This window comes from Pseudomonas sp. NBRC 111143 (assembly GCF_001320965.1).
Classification (GTDB): domain Bacteria; phylum Pseudomonadota; class Gammaproteobacteria; order Pseudomonadales; family Pseudomonadaceae; genus Aquipseudomonas; species Aquipseudomonas machongensis.
The window spans coordinates 1-15,612 of the sequence record NZ_BCBT01000019.1; the positions used below are offsets into that span (position 1 = coordinate 1).

Consider the following 15,612-nt stretch of genomic DNA (forward strand, 5'->3'; position numbering starts at 1 on the left):
GGGGCAGCGCTGCCCTTGAGCGTGGCGCCGACCCTGTGGGAGCGGGTTTACCCGCGAAGCAGTCGCCGCCGCTCGTGAAAAAACGTTTCAGTTTTCGATTAAATGATGGCCTTATAATGGCCACTACCTGTGAAAAAGTTCTCACAGATCAACGCAAATTCGTATATAGTACGCGCCGGTCTTTTAGCGGACCTCAAAATCAGGTGGTGCAAACCCTCCGAGTCCAGCTTCGGCTGCACGTCCGCTAGGCGGACCTTTCCCACGTAATTCTTTTTCAATCGTTTTCGCAAATCCCCGCCGCCAAAGCTGCCTGGGTGACCTCCGGGTCTTTCAAGGCATGTGCAGCTTTGGAGCATGGGTCTTTGCGGATGCACATAGAGGCAGACCCATGACCCAGGAAACCGGCGGATTCGCCGCTCTCGATCTTCATCCGAACATCGTTGCCGCCGTTCTGGCCACCGGCTATGAAGAGCCGTCGGCCATCCAGCAACAGTCGATCCCGATCATCCTCGCCGGTCATGACATGATCGGCCAGGCGCAGACTGGCACCGGCAAGACCGCTGCCTTCGCCCTGCCGATCCTCAACAAGATCGACGTGAGCAAGCGCGAACCGCAAGCCCTGATCCTGGCGCCAACCCGTGAGTTGGCGCTGCAAGTAGCCACCGCTTTCGAAACCTACGCCAAGCAGATGCCGGGCGTTAACGTGGTGGCTGTGTACGGTGGTGCCCCGATGGGCCCACAACTGCGTGCCATCCGTAACGGTGCGCAGATCGTCGTCGCCACGCCTGGCCGTCTGTGCGACCACCTGCGTCGTGACGAGAAGGTGCTGTCCACCGTTCAGTACCTGGTACTCGACGAAGCCGACGAAATGCTCAAGCTGGGCTTCATGGACGACCTCGAAGTGATCTTCGACGCCATCCCTGCCACCCGCCAGACCGTGCTGTTCTCCGCGACCCTGCCGTCGTCGATCCGTTCGATCGCCGAGCGTCACCTGCGCGAGCCCAAGCACGTCAAGATCCAGAGCAAGACCCAGACCGTCACCGCGATCGAGCAGGCCCACCTGATGGTCCACGCCGACCAGAAGATCCCGGCTGTGCTGCGTCTGCTGGAAGTCGAGGAATTCGACGCGCTGATCGCCTTCGTGCGTACCAAGCAAGCCACCCTGGACCTGGCCGCCGCGCTGGAAGCGAAGGGCTACAAGGCTGCCGCGCTGAACGGCGATATCGCCCAGAACCAGCGTGAGCGCGTCATCGACTCGCTCAAGGACGGTCGCCTGGACATCGTCGTCGCTACCGACGTCGCTGCCCGTGGCCTGGACGTACCGCGCATCACCCACGTGTTCAACGTGGACATGCCATACGATCCGGAATCCTACGTACACCGTATCGGCCGTACCGGTCGTGCTGGTCGCGATGGCCGCGCACTGCTGCTGGTGACGCCGCGTGAGCGTCGCATGCTGCAGGTGATCGAGCGTGTTACCGGGCAGAAGGTTGCCGAGGCTCGTCTGCCTGGCCCACAGGCCGTGCTGGATGCGCGTATCAAGAAGCTGACCGCAAGCCTCGCACCGCTGGTGGCTGAAGCTGAGGCCACCCATGGTGAGCTGTTCGACCGCCTGACCGCCGACCTGGGCTGCTCGGCTCGCGCGCTGTCTGCCGCGTTGCTGCGCAAGGCCACCAATGGCCAGCCGCTGGACCTGGCTGCCGTCGAGCGCGAGCAACCGCTGGTGCCGACCTACACGCCGCGTGAGCGCACCGGCGAGCGCAGTGATCGTGGTGAGCGCAGCGAGCGCGGTGACCGCGAGCGTCGCGCGCCGATGCCGCTGGCCGAAGGCCGCGTGCGTTGCCGTACCGCCCTGGGTGCCCGTGATGGTATCGCCGCCAAGAACCTGTTGGGTGCGATTCTCAATGAAGGCGGCCTGGCCCGTGACGCTATCGGTCGCATCCAGGTGCGCGACAGCTTCAGCCTGGTCGAGCTGCCGGAAGAGGGCCTGGAGCGTCTGCTGTCCAAGCTCAAGGACACCCGCGTGGCCGGCAAGCAACTGAAGCTGCGCCGCTATCGCGAGGACTGAGTCCTGCAGCAATGAAAAATCCCCGGCTTGCCGGGGATTTTTTTGCCTGCCGATTGGCGGGTGTGGAATCAGTCGAACCTGTAGATATCCATTCCCAATGCTCCCATCGTGAAGCCCTGGTGCACGATCCCGAACCTGTCGCCTGCGCCCATGGCAAAGAACAAGGGCAGCAGGTGCTCATCGCTCGGGTGGTTGCGCACCGCGTAAGGTGCCTGCTGCCGATAGTCTTCCAGCGTGGCCGTATCCTCTGCCTTCAATTGCTCGACCACCCAGTCGCGGAACGCGCGTGCCCAGGGCTCGATGGCGTCTGGCCCGGCATGCCAGTCCAGTTCGCCCAGGTTGTGGGTAATGCTGCCGGAGCCGACCAGCAGTATGCCCTGGGCGCGCAAGCCGGCCAGGGCCTTGCCAACCTGCAACTGCAGGGCTGGACCCTGGCGGCTGGGCAGCGAAACCTGGATTACCGGGATGCCAGCATCCGGGTACATGAGCGACAGTGGCACCCAGGTGCCGTGGTCGAAGGGGCGTTGTGCATCGAGCTGGGCGGGCAGCCCGGCGTCACCGAGCAAACCTGCTACCTGGCGTGCCAGCTCGGGGGCGCCAGGGGCCGGATACTGCACGGCGTATAGCGCAGCAGGGAAGCCGCCGAAGTCGTGCCAGGTCTGGGGCTGGGCGCCACTCATCACCGACAGTCCCTGGCTCTCCCAGTGCGCGGAAACCACCACGATCGCCTTCGGCCGCGGCAGGCCTGCCGCCAGGCGGGCCAGTGCCGGTCCACTGGCGCCGGGTTGCAGGGCGAGCATAGGCGAACCATGGGAAATGAACAGGCTAGGCAGCATGGCGGGGTCCTGAGCGGTTAAGATGCCGCCATCTTCGATCAGTTACCGATCGACATCCAATATAAGTTTTGCAAGTTATCTATCGAAAAAATTGGAGGAGTCATGGAGCCAGCGTTCTGGCACAAGCGGTGGGCGGACAACCAGATCGGCTTTCACCAGTCGCAGGTGAACCCGTACCTGCAGGCACACTGGCCCATGCTGGCCCCCGGCAGCCAGGTGCTGGTGCCCTTGTGCGGCAAGAGCCTGGACGTCGCCTGGTTGGCGGGGCAGGGGTATCGCGTGCTAGGGGTGGAAATGTCGCAACGTGCGGTGGCGGATTTCTTCCGGGAGCACAGCCTTGAGGCCGAGGTGTCCCGCCATGGCGCCTTCGAGATTTGGCGCAGCGGCCTGGTGGAGCTGTGGTGTGGTGACTTCTTCGCCTTGCAGGCGGAAGATCTGGCACAGTGCGCGGGGCTCTATGACCGCGCTGCGGTGATTGCACTACCGCAGGCGCTGCGTACCCGTTACTTTGAGGTGCTTTCTGCCTGCCTGCCGGCTGCTTGCCAGGGGCTGATGGTTACCTTGGATTACGATCAGTCGCGTCTGGATGGGCCGCCGTTCTCGGTGCCGGATGACGAAGTCCGGCGCGGATTTGCTGGATGGCAAGAAGTGGCCGAGTTGGAGGCGCCGGATATCATCGAGGACAGCCCCAAATTCCAGAAGGCGGGAGTCGGCAGCCTGATGGAGCGGGTCTATCGGTTGCAGCGATGATCGGCCTTCTTCTGGCCAGAATACGAGCAAAGAAAAGGGCGACCTGAGTCGCCCTTTCCATTTGCCGCGTTGAATCAACCGCGACGACGCAGTGCATCGATACGGTCTTCCAGCGGCGGGTGGCTCATCAGCAGGCCGGCGAGGCCCTGCTTGAGGCCGCCGTTGATGCCGAAGGCCTTCAACGTATCTGGCATGTGCACCGGCATACCTTGTTCCGAGCGCAGGCGCTGCAGGGCAGCGATCATCGCGCCAGTGCCTGCCAGGCGAGCCCCGGCTTCGTCGGCGCGGTACTCGCGGCGGCGCGAGAACCACATGACGATGATGCTGGCCAAAATGCCCAGGATCAGTTCGGCGACGATGGTCGCGACGTAATAGGCGATGCCCTGACCTTCTTCGTTCTTGAAGATCACCTTGTCGACGAAGTTGCCGATGATACGTGCGAAGAACATCACGAAGGTGTTCACCACGCCCTGGACCAGTGCCAGGGTGACCATGTCGCCGTTGGCGACGTGGCCGATCTCATGGGCCAGTACCGCACGTACTTCGTCCCGCGAGAAGCGCTCGAGCAGGCCCTGCGAAACGGCGACCAGTGCGTCGTTGCGGTTCCAGCCTGTGGCGAAGGCGTTCGCCTCGTAGGCGGGGAACACGCCCACTTCCGGCATCTTGATGCCCGCCTCGCGGGACAGCTCCTCGACCGTCTGCAGCAGCCACTGTTCGTGGTGGGTGCGCGGCTGGGTGATGATCTGGGTGCCGGTGGTCATCTTCGCCATCCACTTGGAGATGAACAGCGAAACCAGCGAGCCAGCAAACCCGAACACGGCGCAGAAGACCAGCAGGCGGCTCAGGTCCAGGTCGACGCCGTTGGCGGCCATGAACCCGTTGAAACCGAACAGGCTGAGGGTAATGCTTGCAACCAGCACCACCGCAAGGTTGGTGGCTACAAACAACAGAATGCGCATCATGGTTGTTACGTTCTCCTGACGGATGAAAATGTCGCTCTACTGCGGGGTATATAAGGTGGCGGCCGAGGCGATTCAACTGGCCGACTATTTCAAACTGTGTACCGCGAAGTATGACAGAGCCGCGGCGAGTCGCCGGGAGATAGACCGTTGCAGGATGTAAGAATTCATCCGTGGGGCGGAGGACGTCGTGCCAACACGGCCGGTTGGCACGACAAGGCCTTGATCGCTTACTGCGAGTAGGTGCGCAGGAAGTTGCCGATGCGGCCGATGGCTTGCTCCAGGTCATCCACTCGCGGCAGGGTGACGACGCGGAAGTGGTCCGGCCACGGCCAGTTGAAGGCGGTGCCCTGGACGATCAGCAGTTTCTCTGACAGCAGCAGGTCGAGGACGAACTTCTCGTCGTTGTGGATCGGGCAGACCTTCGGGTCGATTTTCGGGAAGGCGTACAAGGCGCCCATAGGCTTGACACAGCTGACGCCGGGGATGGCGTTGAGCAACTCGTAGGTGCGGTTGCGCTGTTCGAGCAGGCGGCCCGGCGGCAATACCAGGTCGTTGATGCTCTGGTAGCCACCCAGGGCGGTCTGGATGGCGTGCTGCGCCGGCACGTTGGCACACAGGCGCATGTTGGCCAGCATGTCGATGCCTTCGATATAGCTCTGCGCGTGGTGCTTGGGCCCGGAGATGATCAGCCAGCCGGAGCGGAAGCCTGCGACCCGATAGGACTTCGACAGGCCGTTGAAGGTCAGGCACAGCACGTCCGGGGCGAGCGAGGCGGTGCTGATGTGCACGGCTTCGTCGTAGAGGATCTTGTCGTAGATCTCGTCGGAGAACACCACCAGGTTGTGCTGGCGGGCCAGTTCCAGCATGCCGAGCAACAGTTCCCTGGAGTACACCGCGCCGGTCGGGTTGTTCGGGTTGATGATCACCAGGGCCTTGGTGTTCGGGGTGATCTTGGCCTTGATATCGTCAAGGTCGGGGAACCAGTCGGCCTGCTCGTCGCACAGGTAGTGCACGGGTTTGCCGCCGGCCAGGCTCACCGCTGCGGTCCACAGTGGGTAGTCGGGGGCCGGGATCAGCACCTCGTCATTGTTGTTGAGCAGCGCCTGCATCGACATCACGATCAGCTCGGACACCCCGTTGCCCAGGTAGATGTCCTCGATACCGACGCCTTCGATCTGCTTCTGCTGGCAGTATTGCATCACCGCCTTGCGCGCGCTGAACAGGCCTTTGGAGTCGCTGTAGCCCTGGGCGGTCGGCAGGTTGCGGATCACGTCCTGGAGGATTTCGTCCGGCGCCTCGAAACCAAAGGGCGCCGGGTTGCCGATGTTCAGCTTGAGGATGCGCTGGCCTTCCTCTTCCAGACGCTTGGCGTGCTTGAGCACCGGACCGCGAATGTCGTAGCAGACATTGGCGAGCTTGTTCGATTTGCTGAACTGCATGATGTGATCCCGAATGGATAAGTCGCGGGGCGCGGTCGTCAAAAGGTTTGAAAAGGACGGGGCGCGGGTGCCAGACTGATCGTCTGCACACAAGCCAACTAATATACGTGCCACCCGCGCCAGGGAAAAGACGGCGCAGGGTGAAATTCAGCCTGCCGAGGTCCATCCATGCAAAAGATCGACAAAACACTTGAAGAATGGCGCGAGATGCTCGATCCCGCTCAATACCAGGTATGCCGCCTGAAGGGGACCGAACGACCGTTCACAGGCAAATACAACAGCGAAAAGCGCGCCGGCATCTATAACTGCATCTGCTGTGGCCTGCCGTTGTTCGATGCGCAGACCAAGTTCGACTCCGGTTGCGGCTGGCCGAGCTTCTACGCGCCGATCGAGGACAGTGCGATGATCGAGATCCGCGACACCTCCCACGGCATGATCCGCACCGAAGTCACCTGCGCCCAGTGCGATGCGCACCTGGGCCACGTGTTCCCGGACGGCCCGCCACCGACAGGGCTGCGCTACTGCATCAACTCGGTATGCCTGGATTTCAAACCGCAAGCGTGAAGGGAGATCGACATGGCCGATGCGTTGCTGGACATTCCCTGCGTCACCCTCAAGGGGGAGCAGACAAAACTCGGCGACTTCGCCGGCAAGGCGCTGCTGGTGGTCAATACCGCCAGTCAGTGCGGTTTCACACCACAGTACAAGGGGCTTGAGAAACTGTGGCAGGACCATGCCGCGCAGGGCCTGGTGGTACTGGGCTTTCCGTGTAATCAGTTCGGCAAGCAGGAACCGGGCGATGCGTTGGAAATCTCGCAGTTCTGTGAACTCAACTTTGGCGTGAGTTTCCCGCTGTTTCGCAAGATCGAGGTGAACGGCCCCGGCGCCCACCCGCTGTTCGCCGAGCTGAAGAAGCGTGCGCCCGGCCTGCTGGGGACGCAGAAGATCAAGTGGAACTTCACCAAGTTCCTGGTCGACCCGTCCAGTGGCAAGGTCACGCGCTACGCACCGACCACCAAGCCACAGGCGCTGGAAGCCGATATCGAGCGTCTGCTCAGCCGCTGACCGGCACCCAATGGTCGATCAGGGCGAGTAATTCTTCGCGCCGGAACGGCTTGGCCAGGTAGTCGTTCATGCCCGCGGCGCGACAGCGTTCGCGCTCTTCGGGCATGGCGTTGGCGGTCAGGGCGACGATCGGCAGGTCGGGCCAGCGCCCGCTCTGGCGGATGCGCCGGCTGGCCTCGTAGCCATCCATCACCGGCATGTTGCAGTCCATCAGCACCATGTCGAAGCCTTCGCGCTCGAGGATCTCCAGCGCTTCGGCACCATGGGCGGCCACCTGCACCTGGCAGCCGAGCTTGGCGAGCATGCCCTTGGCTACCAACTGGTTCACGGGGTTGTCTTCCACCAGAAGGATCTGTGCGCGTCGCTCCAGCAGGCGGCCGACCTCGGAGGGTGCGGGTGTAGCGTTTTCGCCTTGCAGGGTGCGGCGCAGCATCTGGTACAGGGCATTGCGCGCCAGCGGGCGAGCCTGCTGGTGCAAAGGGGCCAATTGCGCGGTCTGCTCTGCGGGCAGGAAGTTGCCATAGGCCGTGACCAGCAGGATCGGTGCGTTGACACCGGGGCGCAGTTCGAACAGGTGCTCGGTGTCGTCGGTGATGAGCAGGTCGATGGCCATGCCGTCGAGCCCACTGGCATCGTCGCGTCGCTGATAATCCAGCCCCCAGCTTGGCAGCAGGCCATGCAACAGTTCAGCCAGACCGCTGGAGGCGTTGCTCAGTGCCACCACCTGACCCTTAAGCGGCGCAGGCGGGACTGCTTCGGTGTGCGTGGGCAGCGGAAGATCGGCGCTGAAGCGGCTGCCGAAGCCGGTTTGCGAGTTGATATGCAGATGCCCGTGCATGGCCTTGCACAGGTTACGGGTCAGGGCCAAGCCCAGGCCGGTGCCGCCATACTGGCGGGTGATGCCTGCGCCAGCCTGGGTGAAGGGCTGGAAGATGCGCACCTGGGCTTCCTCCGGGATTCCGATACCGGTGTCGCACACTTCCAGGCGTACGCCGCCAACGATGCTCGAAAGACGAAGGTCGACACGCCCGAAGCGGGTGAACTTGAGCGCATTGGACAGCAGGTTGCTGACGATCTGGCGTACCCGGGTGGGGTCGCCGAGCACGGAGCTGGGAAAGTCCGGAGCGATCAGGCAGGTCAGTTCCACACTGGGCGCGGCGTTCTGCGACAGCAGGTTGGCGGTGTCCTCGACCATTGCCCCCATGTCGAAAGGGATGCGTTCGAGCTCCAGTTGCCCGGCATCGAACTTGGACAGGTCGAGGATATCGTTGAGCAGCTCGACCAGCACCTTGCCTGAGTCGTGGGCGATCGACAGCTGCTGGCGTTGCTCGGCGTTCAGCCCGCTGTCCAGGGCCAGGGCGATCATGCCGAGCATGCCGTTGAGCGGTGTGCGGATCTCGTGGCTCATGTTGGCCAGGAAGGCGGCGCGCGCCTGGGCCATGTCCAGGGCGCGGCGGCGGGCTTCCTCCAGTTCCTCGTTGGACTGGCTCAGCCGGCTGTTGCTGGCCTTGAGTTCTTCGGTGCGGGCCGAAACGATGTCTTCCAGTTCGTTGAGGTACTGGGTGAGGCGGTTTTCAGCGTTGCGCCGCTGCTGGATCTCGGTGGCCATGCTGACGAATTGCTGGTTGGCGACCTTCACCAGTACCCCGATCTCGTCGTGTTCATGACCGTTGGGGTAGTCCAGACGCGTCTGGCCGGGCTGGCGTGGGTCGCTGCCGCTCAGGGCGCCGATGACGGTGACCAGGGGTTTGGTCAGCATGATGTAGAACAACCCCAGGAGAATGCCGGTCAGCACCAGGCTGCGGGCGAAGCCGTTGAGCAGGGTGATGCCGGCTCGGTCGAGAAAGCGGCTGCCGAAGGCATAGGTGTCGACATCCAGGTACAGGGTGCCGAGGTAATCGTCGGGCATGTGGGCGAGGAACAGGCGATCCTTGAACTGGCGCTGCTCGCCGAACAGGAAGTCGCTGAGCGGCCGGTAGCTGTCTTCCTGGCGCGGGCGATGGACGTCGGCCAGCACCGTATCGTTGTTGTCGATCAGGCGTGCGCGGATGATCGCTGGCGATTGCAGCAGCCCGCCGGTGAGCTCCTGGGCCAGCTCCGCGTCGATGTTATAGGCGATGCGCGAGGCCGGGTCATGGCTTATTTGCAGCAATGCCTGCACTTCGCGGTTGATGGACGCGTCTTCGCTGGCATAATCGATGCCGATCTGGATGAGACTGAGCAATGTTCCCAGGATGAAGCCGACCAGGACTGTCAACCGGGCTTGCTTGTATGACAGGCGATTGGTGAACTTGATATCCATGGTTCCCGAGCCGGTTCAACGCCCCTTGCGCTGCGCAAGCATAGCCGATCAGCCCCGGCTGCTGGCGGGTCTGTCTGTTGTTTCGAGCGATCCAATCAATGGGCCGGTGCGCGGCCATCGCGAGACGAGCTCGCTCCCACAACCCCTGTTGGCTCTGTAGGGGCAGTGTCGTCGCGCAATGGCTGCGCCTCGGCTCCTGAATCGGTCTTGATTAAGGAAACCTTCATGGACACCCGCCTCATTGCATTCCTGGAACACGCTGAATCCATACTGACGCGCCTCGAACCACTGCTGCCGGCGCCCCGCCCGCAGATCGACTGGTCGTCGACCCTCGCTGCGCGCTGGCAGCGTGATGGCCGCAGCGGCTACCTCATGCCATTGGAAGTCAGCCTCGACATCCGGCTCTCGGACCTGATCGGGGTCGATCAGCAGCGTGAGCAACTGGGCCGCAACACCCATCAGTTCATCAATGGCATGCCCGCCAACCACGCCCTGCTGTGGGGCTCGCGGGGCACCGGCAAGTCGTCGCTGGTACGTGCGCTGCTGGCCGAACATGCCGGGCAGGGCCTGCGCCTGATCGAGATCGAGCGCGATCATCTGGCCGACTTGCCGCGGGTGGTCGAGCAACTGCAAAAGCTCGAGCAACGCTTCATCCTGTTCTGCGACGACCTTTCGTTCGAGGCGGGAGAGGGCGATTACCGGGTGCTCAAGAGTGTGCTCGATGGTTCGCTCGAACAGGCGCCGGACAACGTCCTGCTCTATGCCACCTCGAACCGCCGTCACCTGGTGCCCGAGAAGCAGAGCGACAATGAAAACTGGAAGATGATCGACGGCGAACTGCACCCCAACGAAGCGGTGGAAGACAAGATCGCCCTGTCCGACCGTTTTGGCTTGTGGTTGTCGTTCTACCCGTTCACCCAGGAGCATTTCCTCAACGTGGTCGAGCACTGGATCGGCCAACTGGCGCGCCCGGCCGGGCTGGTCTGGCAGCGTACTGAAGAACTCGACATCCTCGCTGCGCGCTGGGCCACCGGCCGTGGCAACCGTAATGGCCGTTGTGCCTACCAGTTCGCCCGCTACTGGGTTGGACTGCAATTGCTGGAGCAGAACCAATGATCGACCTCAACGCCAGTGGCAAAGGCCTCGATGGCTACGACCTGCTGGCTGCGCAAGTGCAGGCGCTGTTCGCCGACGAGCGTGATTTCATCGCCAACGCCGCGCAGTTCTCGGCATTTCTCTACCACCAGGTGGAAGACCTGAATTGGGCGGGTTTCTACCTCAACCGCAACGAGGAACTGGTGCTCGGGCCGTTCCAGGGGCAGGTGGCGTGCGTGCGCATCGCATTCGGCAAGGGTGTGTGTGGTGCGGCAGCAGCCACCCTGCAGACCCAGCGAGTGGAGGATGTGCATGCCTTCCCTGGGCACATCGCCTGTGACAGCGCATCCAACAGCGAGCTGGTGATTCCGCTGGTAAAGGAGGGCAGGCTGATTGGCGTGCTCGACCTGGACAGCCCGAGCCTTGCGCGTTTCAGTGAGGCCGATCAGCGAGGGCTGGAACGCCTGGCGTCGATCTTCCTGGCGTTGAGCGACTGCTGAAAAACAAGAAGGGCCGCTTTTGCGGCCCTTCTTGTTTTCAACGGTTGTGGATCAGTCGTAGATCACCCGCTTTTTCCACGTCTCGTCTTCATCGGTTTTCAGACCCTGGGTCAGCGCGTTCTGGTCATTTTCGGCCGGCTCCATCTGGTCCAGTACTTGCGCGTTGGCGCGAGCGAGTAGTTTTTCCAGGTAGGTCAGCTGCTCTTCATATTGTTTCGGTTCCGGTTGTTTGCGCAGGTACTGCACGCCGCGTTCGAACGCCAGGCGCGCATGGCCAGGTTGATTCTGCTGCAACGCCTGCTGGCCCAGGTTATTGAAGAATTCGATGTGCAGTAATACCAGGATGTGGCGAATTTCCCTGACCCAGTACTTGCCTTCGTTGGACTGCAGGAAGTTTTCCTGGGTAGCGCGCACGATCTGGTTGTGCAGCGACTCGAGCAGGAAGCGCACGTCCTTGGCCTTGACCTCGGTCTGAATCGGGCTCGGCGGGTTGTTGACCGGCAACTTGTCGCCCTTGGCAATCAACCCTTCGAGTTCGACGATGCGCGCCTTGAAATCGCCGTTGTGCTTGTCCAGCGCCAGCAGGCGCTGATTGAGGTTCAGCTCCAGGCGGGTCAGCAGCAGCTTGAGCGCCGGGGTCATCAGTTGGCCGGGGAAGGTTTCGGTGATCTCGCCGCAGCGGCGCAGGCGTTCGGTCAGCTCGACTTTAAGGCGCGCGCGCTCGAGCTTGGCGTTTTCCACGACATTGTTAAGGTAGCCGATCACGATCAGCAACGCGATACCCGCCACGATGAGCAGGGTGATCAGAAGTGGTGTCACCGTTAACGCCTCATGAAGAAGTTTTGCATCATTGAGTGTAGTGAGTTCGCCAGGGGGCGAACAGTACAGCCTGGCGGACAGGCTCTACCCATGGGTGTCGGCTCAAGGCCAAAAATCTACAGTGCTGGCACTTTGATGCGAGCTTGCCGGGCTGGCGTCAGAAAAGCAACGCCAATCCCCGGGCGAATCATGCGCGACCTATGTACAGGGGCGGAAGTCGTTGATTTAAATAAATTTCCACAAAGGGGTTGACGGCTTGTCGAGGCATCCATAGAATGCGCGCCACTTGCAGCGTAAAGCACACAGCCAAACGCAGCAGGCAGTGAAGTTGTAGTGTGTCCCCTTCGTCTAGTGGCCTAGGACACCGCCCTTTCACGGCGGTAACAGGGGTTCGAGTCCCCTAGGGGACGCCAATGCGGGAATAGCTCAGTTGGTAGAGCACGACCTTGCCAAGGTCGGGGTCGCGAGTTCGAGTCTCGTTTCCCGCTCCAGTTTTAGAACTGTGGCGTCCATTGACGGTGCAGCGGCAGTGAAAGGTTCAGGCCATTCACGCCAAATGCGGTTTTGCTTCACATTGCGGGAATAGCTCAGTTGGTAGAGCACGACCTTGCCAAGGTCGGGGTCGCGAGTTCGAGTCTCGTTTCCCGCTCCATTTGAAAACGCCACTTCATCGAAGTGGCGTTTTTTTTGCCTCCAAAAACATCGCAGCCATGGGGCCACGGACATTTGAAATGCCCGTGGCCATTTTTGCTCAGTGGCGCTCGCCCTGGTCGGGTGCGCTCAGCAACTGCTTCTCCAGGTTCCAGTCGAAGGGCTCTTCATTCTGCTCGGCCTCGTAGCGACGCTCTTCCAGCGTCTGGTACAGCTCGAGTTCTTCATCGGGCATGTAGTGCAGGCAGTCGCCGCCGAAGAACCACAGCAGGTCACGCGGAACCAGATGAGCGATCTGCGGGTAGCGCGTGATCACCTGGCAGATCAGGTCCTGGCCCAGGTACTGGCTTTCCAGTGGGTTCTGCGGCAGCAGGGTCAGCAGTTCGTCGAAGCGTTCGAGGAACAGGGCGTGGCTTTCTTCCGGCACTTGCTCGGCGTCGCCCAGGGCCACCAGGATGGTGCGCAGGTGTTGGAGCAGTTGCAGGTGGTACTCCAGGTGGGGGTTGGCCATGGGGGCGATCCTCTGGTGTTGAAACGGGGGCCGGAGTATACGCAGGTTTTGCCCCGCAGGGGCAGGCGCAGCCGCTCGTACTGCCTTGACCGCCGGCCCGCCAGGGGCCGGGGATCTGTCTGACTGAAGGTGCTCAGCGCACCTTGCCATCCGCGGGCAGCAGTTGCGCCTTGTCGAAAGCATCCACATCGATCACTGTCCGGCGCGCGGCTTCGGCTGCCTGGAGTCTCTCGCCTTCATCAGCCTGCAGCACGCCGGCCTGCACGGCGGCTTCGATGTCCGACTGGCCCGGCGCGGGATGCACCTTACCCTCCTTGAGCCCCTGGTGCAGCGCCTTGTGCAGTGGCGCCACCTCGTCCAGCAGGTCGCAAGCTGTCTGCAGGGCGGCTACCGGATCACCTTCGCCGTCAGGGCGGAAGCAGCCCGCCAGCAGTTCCTCCAGTGCCGGATCACCCTTGCGTCGGCCGATCAGTTCAGCGACTTCTTTATCCAGTTCATCGCTTGGCCCGGTGTGGCGGCGACCGAACGGGAAGACCAGAACCCGCAACGCACAGCCGATGAAGCGATTGGGGAAGTTGTCGAGCAGCCGGTCGAGGGCCTTTTCGGCCTGCCCCAGGCTTTCTTCCAGCGCCCAGCGCAGCAGAGGTTGCATGTGCTCGGGTGAGCCGAGGTCGTGATAGCGCTTGAGCGCTGCGGATGACAGGTACAGGTAGCTGAGGACATCCCCCAGGCGCGCGCTCAGGCGTTCGCGCCGCTTCAGCGCGCCGCCGAGCAGCATCATCGACAGGTCGGCAAGCAAGGCGAATGCGGCCGCCTGACGGTTCAGCGCACGGAAGTAGCCCTGGCTGAGGGCGTCGCCCGGCATCTTCTCGAAGTGCCCCAGTCCGATGCCGAGCACGAAAGTGCTGGCCGCATTGCTGGCGGCGAACATGATGTGCTTCATCAGCAGATCGTCGAACTCGTTGAGTGCCTGCTCGCGATCCTCGCGCCCAGCGAGGGCCATTTCCTTGAGGACGAAGGGGTGGCAGCGGATCGCGCCCTGTCCGAAGATCATCAGGTTGCGTGACAGGATGTTGGCGCCCTCGACGGTGATGAAGATCGGCGCGCCCTGCCAATTGCGACCCAGGTAGTTGTTCGGGCCCATGATGATGCCTTTGCCACCGTGTACGTCCATGGCGTGCTGGATGCATTCACGGCCGCGTTCGGTCAGGTGGTACTTGAGGATTGCCGAAAGTACCGAGGGCTTCTCGCCCAGGTCCACTGCCTTGGCGGTGAGCAGGCGGGCGCTGTCCATCAGCCAGGCGTTGCCACCGATTCGTGCCAGCGATTCCTGGATGCCCTCGAAGGCGGACAGCGGCACGTTGAACTGCTCGCGGACGCGGGCGTACTGGCCGGTGACCAGGCTGGTGTACTTGGCAGCGCCTGTGCCAACCGCAGGCAGCGAGATGGAGCGCCCGACCGACAGGCAGTTCATCAGCATCATCCAGCCCTTGCCGAGCATGTCCTTGCCGCCGATGAGGAAGTCCAGGGGCACGAACACGTCCTTGCCGCTGTTCGGACCATTCATGAAGGCTGCACCCAGCGGCAGGTGGCGCTTGCCGATCTCCACGCCCGGAGTGTCGGTGGGGATGAGTGCCAGGCTGATGCCCAGGGATTCCTGTTCGCCCAGCAGGTGATCGGGGTCGTAGGCCTTGAAGGCCAGGCCCAGCAGGGTGGCCACCGGGCCGAGGGTGATGTAGCGCTTCTCCCAGTTCAGGCGAAGGCCGATGACTTCCTCGCCGTTCCATTCCCCCTTGCAGACGATGCCGGTGTCAGGCATGGCGCCAGCGTCGGAGCCGGCCAGTGGGCCTGTGAGGGCGAAGCAGGGGATTTCGTCGCCACGGGCCAGGCGCGGCAGGTAGTGGTTACGCTGTTCATCGGTGCCGTAGTGCAGCAGCAGCTCGGCCGGGCCGAGCGAGTTGGGCACCATCACGGTCGAAGCCAGGTCGCCGCTGCGAGTGGCGAGTTTCATCGCCACCTGGGAGTGAGCGTAGGCGGAGAAGCCCTTGCCGCCGTATTCCTTGGGGATGATCAGGGCGAAGAAGCCGTGCTGCTTGATGTGTTCCCAGGCTGCGGGTGGCAGGTCGAGGTCCTGGCCGATCTGCCAGTCGCTGACCAGGGCGCAGAGTTCCTCGGTGGGGCCATTGATGAACGCCTGTTCTTCTGCGGTGAGCGTGGGGGCAGGGTAGTCGAGCAGGGTATTCCAGTCGGGCTGGCCGCTGAACAGCTGGCCGTCCCACCATACAGTGCCCGCGTCGATCGCTTCGCGCTCGGTCTGCGACATGGGTGGCAGGGTGCGCTGGAACCATTTGAACACGGGGCCGGTGAACACCTGGCGCCGCCACTGCGGCAATATCAGCAGGGCGGCCTTGGCGGCCAGCACCAGCCAGATCACGGTCAGCAGCCAGCCAGGTGCGTCGGCGAAGATGCCCATCAACAGCACATAGGCGGCGATCACCCCGAGGATCTGCAGCGGTGCCAGACGTCGATGGGTGAGATATGCGGCGCCGATCACCAGCACCACCAACCACAACAGCAGCATAGTTCTTCCTCCTTGGAAGCTTGGGCTCGAGCC

At 62.6% G+C, this 15,612-nt stretch carries 12 protein-coding genes, 3 tRNA genes and 1 pseudogene; 9 read left to right on the forward strand and 7 right to left on the reverse strand.

From position 1 onward, the window contains the following. The first annotated feature begins 354 nt into the window (after positions 1-354). Positions 355-2,068 (forward strand): annotated as a pseudogene (locus tag APH44_RS12665) (DEAD/DEAH box helicase). A 68-nt stretch (positions 2,069-2,136) separates the two neighbouring features. Here the strand turns inward: APH44_RS12665 and APH44_RS12670 are convergent. Next, positions 2,137-2,904, reverse strand: coding sequence for a class III extradiol ring-cleavage dioxygenase (locus APH44_RS12670; RefSeq protein ID WP_054893041.1), 768 nt, complete (start codon positions 2,902-2,904; stop codon positions 2,137-2,139). A gap of 102 nt (positions 2,905-3,006) precedes the next feature. Between APH44_RS12670 and APH44_RS12675 the strand changes: the two genes are divergently transcribed. Next, entirely contained in the window at positions 3,007-3,654 is a 648-nt protein-coding gene (locus APH44_RS12675) for a thiopurine S-methyltransferase (RefSeq protein WP_054893042.1), read from the forward strand. Between the two features lie 74 nt (positions 3,655-3,728). Here APH44_RS12675 and htpX read toward each other — a convergent pair whose 3' ends face one another. Together htpX and APH44_RS12685 are read right to left on the reverse strand one after the other, a co-directional pair. Then, positions 3,729-4,616 (reverse strand): protease HtpX, encoded by an 888-nt coding sequence (htpX, locus tag APH44_RS12680; protein WP_054893043.1) that lies wholly within the window; start codon positions 4,614-4,616, stop codon positions 3,729-3,731. A 227-nt stretch (positions 4,617-4,843) separates the two neighbouring features. Beyond that, positions 4,844-6,055: a pyridoxal phosphate-dependent aminotransferase gene (locus APH44_RS12685; RefSeq protein ID WP_054893044.1), complete on the reverse strand. Its 1,212-nt coding sequence runs from the start codon at positions 6,053-6,055 to the stop codon at positions 4,844-4,846. A gap of 168 nt (positions 6,056-6,223) precedes the next feature. Here APH44_RS12685 and msrB point away from each other — a divergent pair, with 168 nt between their 5' ends. Both msrB and APH44_RS12695 read left to right on the forward strand, forming a co-directional pair. Further along, positions 6,224-6,619 (forward strand): peptide-methionine (R)-S-oxide reductase MsrB, encoded by a 396-nt coding sequence (gene msrB / locus APH44_RS12690; RefSeq protein WP_054893045.1) that lies wholly within the window; start codon positions 6,224-6,226, stop codon positions 6,617-6,619. Positions 6,620-6,631: 12 nt separating this feature from the next. Next, positions 6,632-7,120 carry a glutathione peroxidase gene (locus APH44_RS12695; RefSeq protein ID WP_054893046.1) on the forward strand — a complete coding sequence of 163 codons (489 nt, stop codon included), beginning with the start codon at positions 6,632-6,634 and terminating at the stop codon, positions 7,118-7,120. On the opposite strand, the gene APH44_RS12700 is transcribed toward APH44_RS12695, so the two are convergent. Continuing rightward, positions 7,110-9,422, reverse strand: coding sequence for a response regulator (locus tag APH44_RS12700; protein ID WP_054893047.1), 2,313 nt, complete (start codon positions 9,420-9,422; stop codon positions 7,110-7,112). The two genes, APH44_RS12695 and APH44_RS12700, sit on opposite strands and share 11 nt — an antisense overlap. Before the next feature lie 225 nt (positions 9,423-9,647). On the opposite strand from APH44_RS12700, the gene APH44_RS12705 reads away from it, so the two are divergent. Beyond that, positions 9,648-10,538 carry an ATP-binding protein gene (locus tag APH44_RS12705; protein WP_054893048.1) on the forward strand — a complete coding sequence of 297 codons (891 nt, stop codon included), beginning with the start codon at positions 9,648-9,650 and terminating at the stop codon, positions 10,536-10,538. Next, positions 10,535-11,017: a GAF domain-containing protein gene (locus tag APH44_RS12710; protein ID WP_054893049.1), complete on the forward strand. Its 483-nt coding sequence runs from the start codon at positions 10,535-10,537 to the stop codon at positions 11,015-11,017. Before APH44_RS12705 ends, APH44_RS12710 begins: the two co-directional genes overlap by 4 nt. Before the next feature lie 51 nt (positions 11,018-11,068). On the opposite strand, the gene APH44_RS12715 is transcribed toward APH44_RS12710, so the two are convergent. Further along, complete coding sequence (locus APH44_RS12715) at positions 11,069-11,836, reverse strand: hypothetical protein (RefSeq protein ID WP_054893050.1); 768 nt, start codon at positions 11,834-11,836, stop codon at positions 11,069-11,071. A gap of 337 nt (positions 11,837-12,173) precedes the next feature. Between APH44_RS12715 and APH44_RS12720 the strand changes: the two genes are divergently transcribed. The 3 genes from APH44_RS12720 to APH44_RS12730 all read left to right on the forward strand — a co-directional run bounded on the left by APH44_RS12720 (position 12,174) and on the right by APH44_RS12730 (position 12,488). Continuing rightward, positions 12,174-12,249: transfer RNA gene (locus APH44_RS12720), tRNA-Glu, on the forward strand. Positions 12,250-12,251: 2 nt separating this feature from the next. Further along, positions 12,252-12,327, forward strand: a tRNA-Gly gene (locus tag APH44_RS12725). Positions 12,328-12,412: 85 nt separating this feature from the next. Next, positions 12,413-12,488 (forward strand) — tRNA-Gly (locus APH44_RS12730). 99 nt (positions 12,489-12,587) lie between these two features. Here APH44_RS12730 and APH44_RS12735 read toward each other — a convergent pair. Together APH44_RS12735 and APH44_RS12740 are read right to left on the reverse strand one after the other, a co-directional pair. Then, positions 12,588-12,998 carry a PA2817 family protein gene (locus tag APH44_RS12735; protein ID WP_054893051.1) on the reverse strand — a complete coding sequence of 137 codons (411 nt, stop codon included), beginning with the start codon at positions 12,996-12,998 and terminating at the stop codon, positions 12,588-12,590. 133 nt (positions 12,999-13,131) lie between these two features. Next, on the reverse strand, positions 13,132-15,579 hold the full coding sequence (locus APH44_RS12740) for an acyl-CoA dehydrogenase (RefSeq protein WP_054893052.1): 2,448 nt from the start codon (positions 15,577-15,579) through the stop codon (positions 13,132-13,134). Positions 15,580-15,612 lie beyond the last annotated feature (33 nt).

What these genes read in the sequence shown, in the direction of transcription:
- APH44_RS12670 (WP_054893041.1), bottom strand. Translation starts at nt 2,904, where the DNA reads ATGCTGCCTAGCCTGTTCATTTCCCATGGTTCGCCTATGCTCGCCCTG.
- APH44_RS12675 (WP_054893042.1), top strand. Translation starts at nt 3,007, where the DNA reads ATGGAGCCAGCGTTCTGGCACAAGCGGTGGGCGGACAACCAGATCGGC.
- htpX (WP_054893043.1), bottom strand. Translation starts at nt 4,616, where the DNA reads ATGATGCGCATTCTGTTGTTTGTAGCCACCAACCTTGCGGTGGTGCTG.
- APH44_RS12685 (WP_054893044.1), bottom strand. Translation starts at nt 6,055, where the DNA reads ATGCAGTTCAGCAAATCGAACAAGCTCGCCAATGTCTGCTACGACATT.
- msrB (WP_054893045.1), top strand. Translation starts at nt 6,224, where the DNA reads ATGCAAAAGATCGACAAAACACTTGAAGAATGGCGCGAGATGCTCGAT.
- APH44_RS12695 (WP_054893046.1), top strand. Translation starts at nt 6,632, where the DNA reads ATGGCCGATGCGTTGCTGGACATTCCCTGCGTCACCCTCAAGGGGGAG.
- APH44_RS12700 (WP_054893047.1), bottom strand. Translation starts at nt 9,422, where the DNA reads ATGGATATCAAGTTCACCAATCGCCTGTCATACAAGCAAGCCCGGTTG.
- APH44_RS12705 (WP_054893048.1), top strand. Translation starts at nt 9,648, where the DNA reads ATGGACACCCGCCTCATTGCATTCCTGGAACACGCTGAATCCATACTG.
- APH44_RS12710 (WP_054893049.1), top strand. Translation starts at nt 10,535, where the DNA reads ATGATCGACCTCAACGCCAGTGGCAAAGGCCTCGATGGCTACGACCTG.
- APH44_RS12735 (WP_054893051.1), bottom strand. Translation starts at nt 12,998, where the DNA reads ATGGCCAACCCCCACCTGGAGTACCACCTGCAACTGCTCCAACACCTG.
- APH44_RS12740 (WP_054893052.1), bottom strand. Translation starts at nt 15,579, where the DNA reads ATGCTGCTGTTGTGGTTGGTGGTGCTGGTGATCGGCGCCGCATATCTC.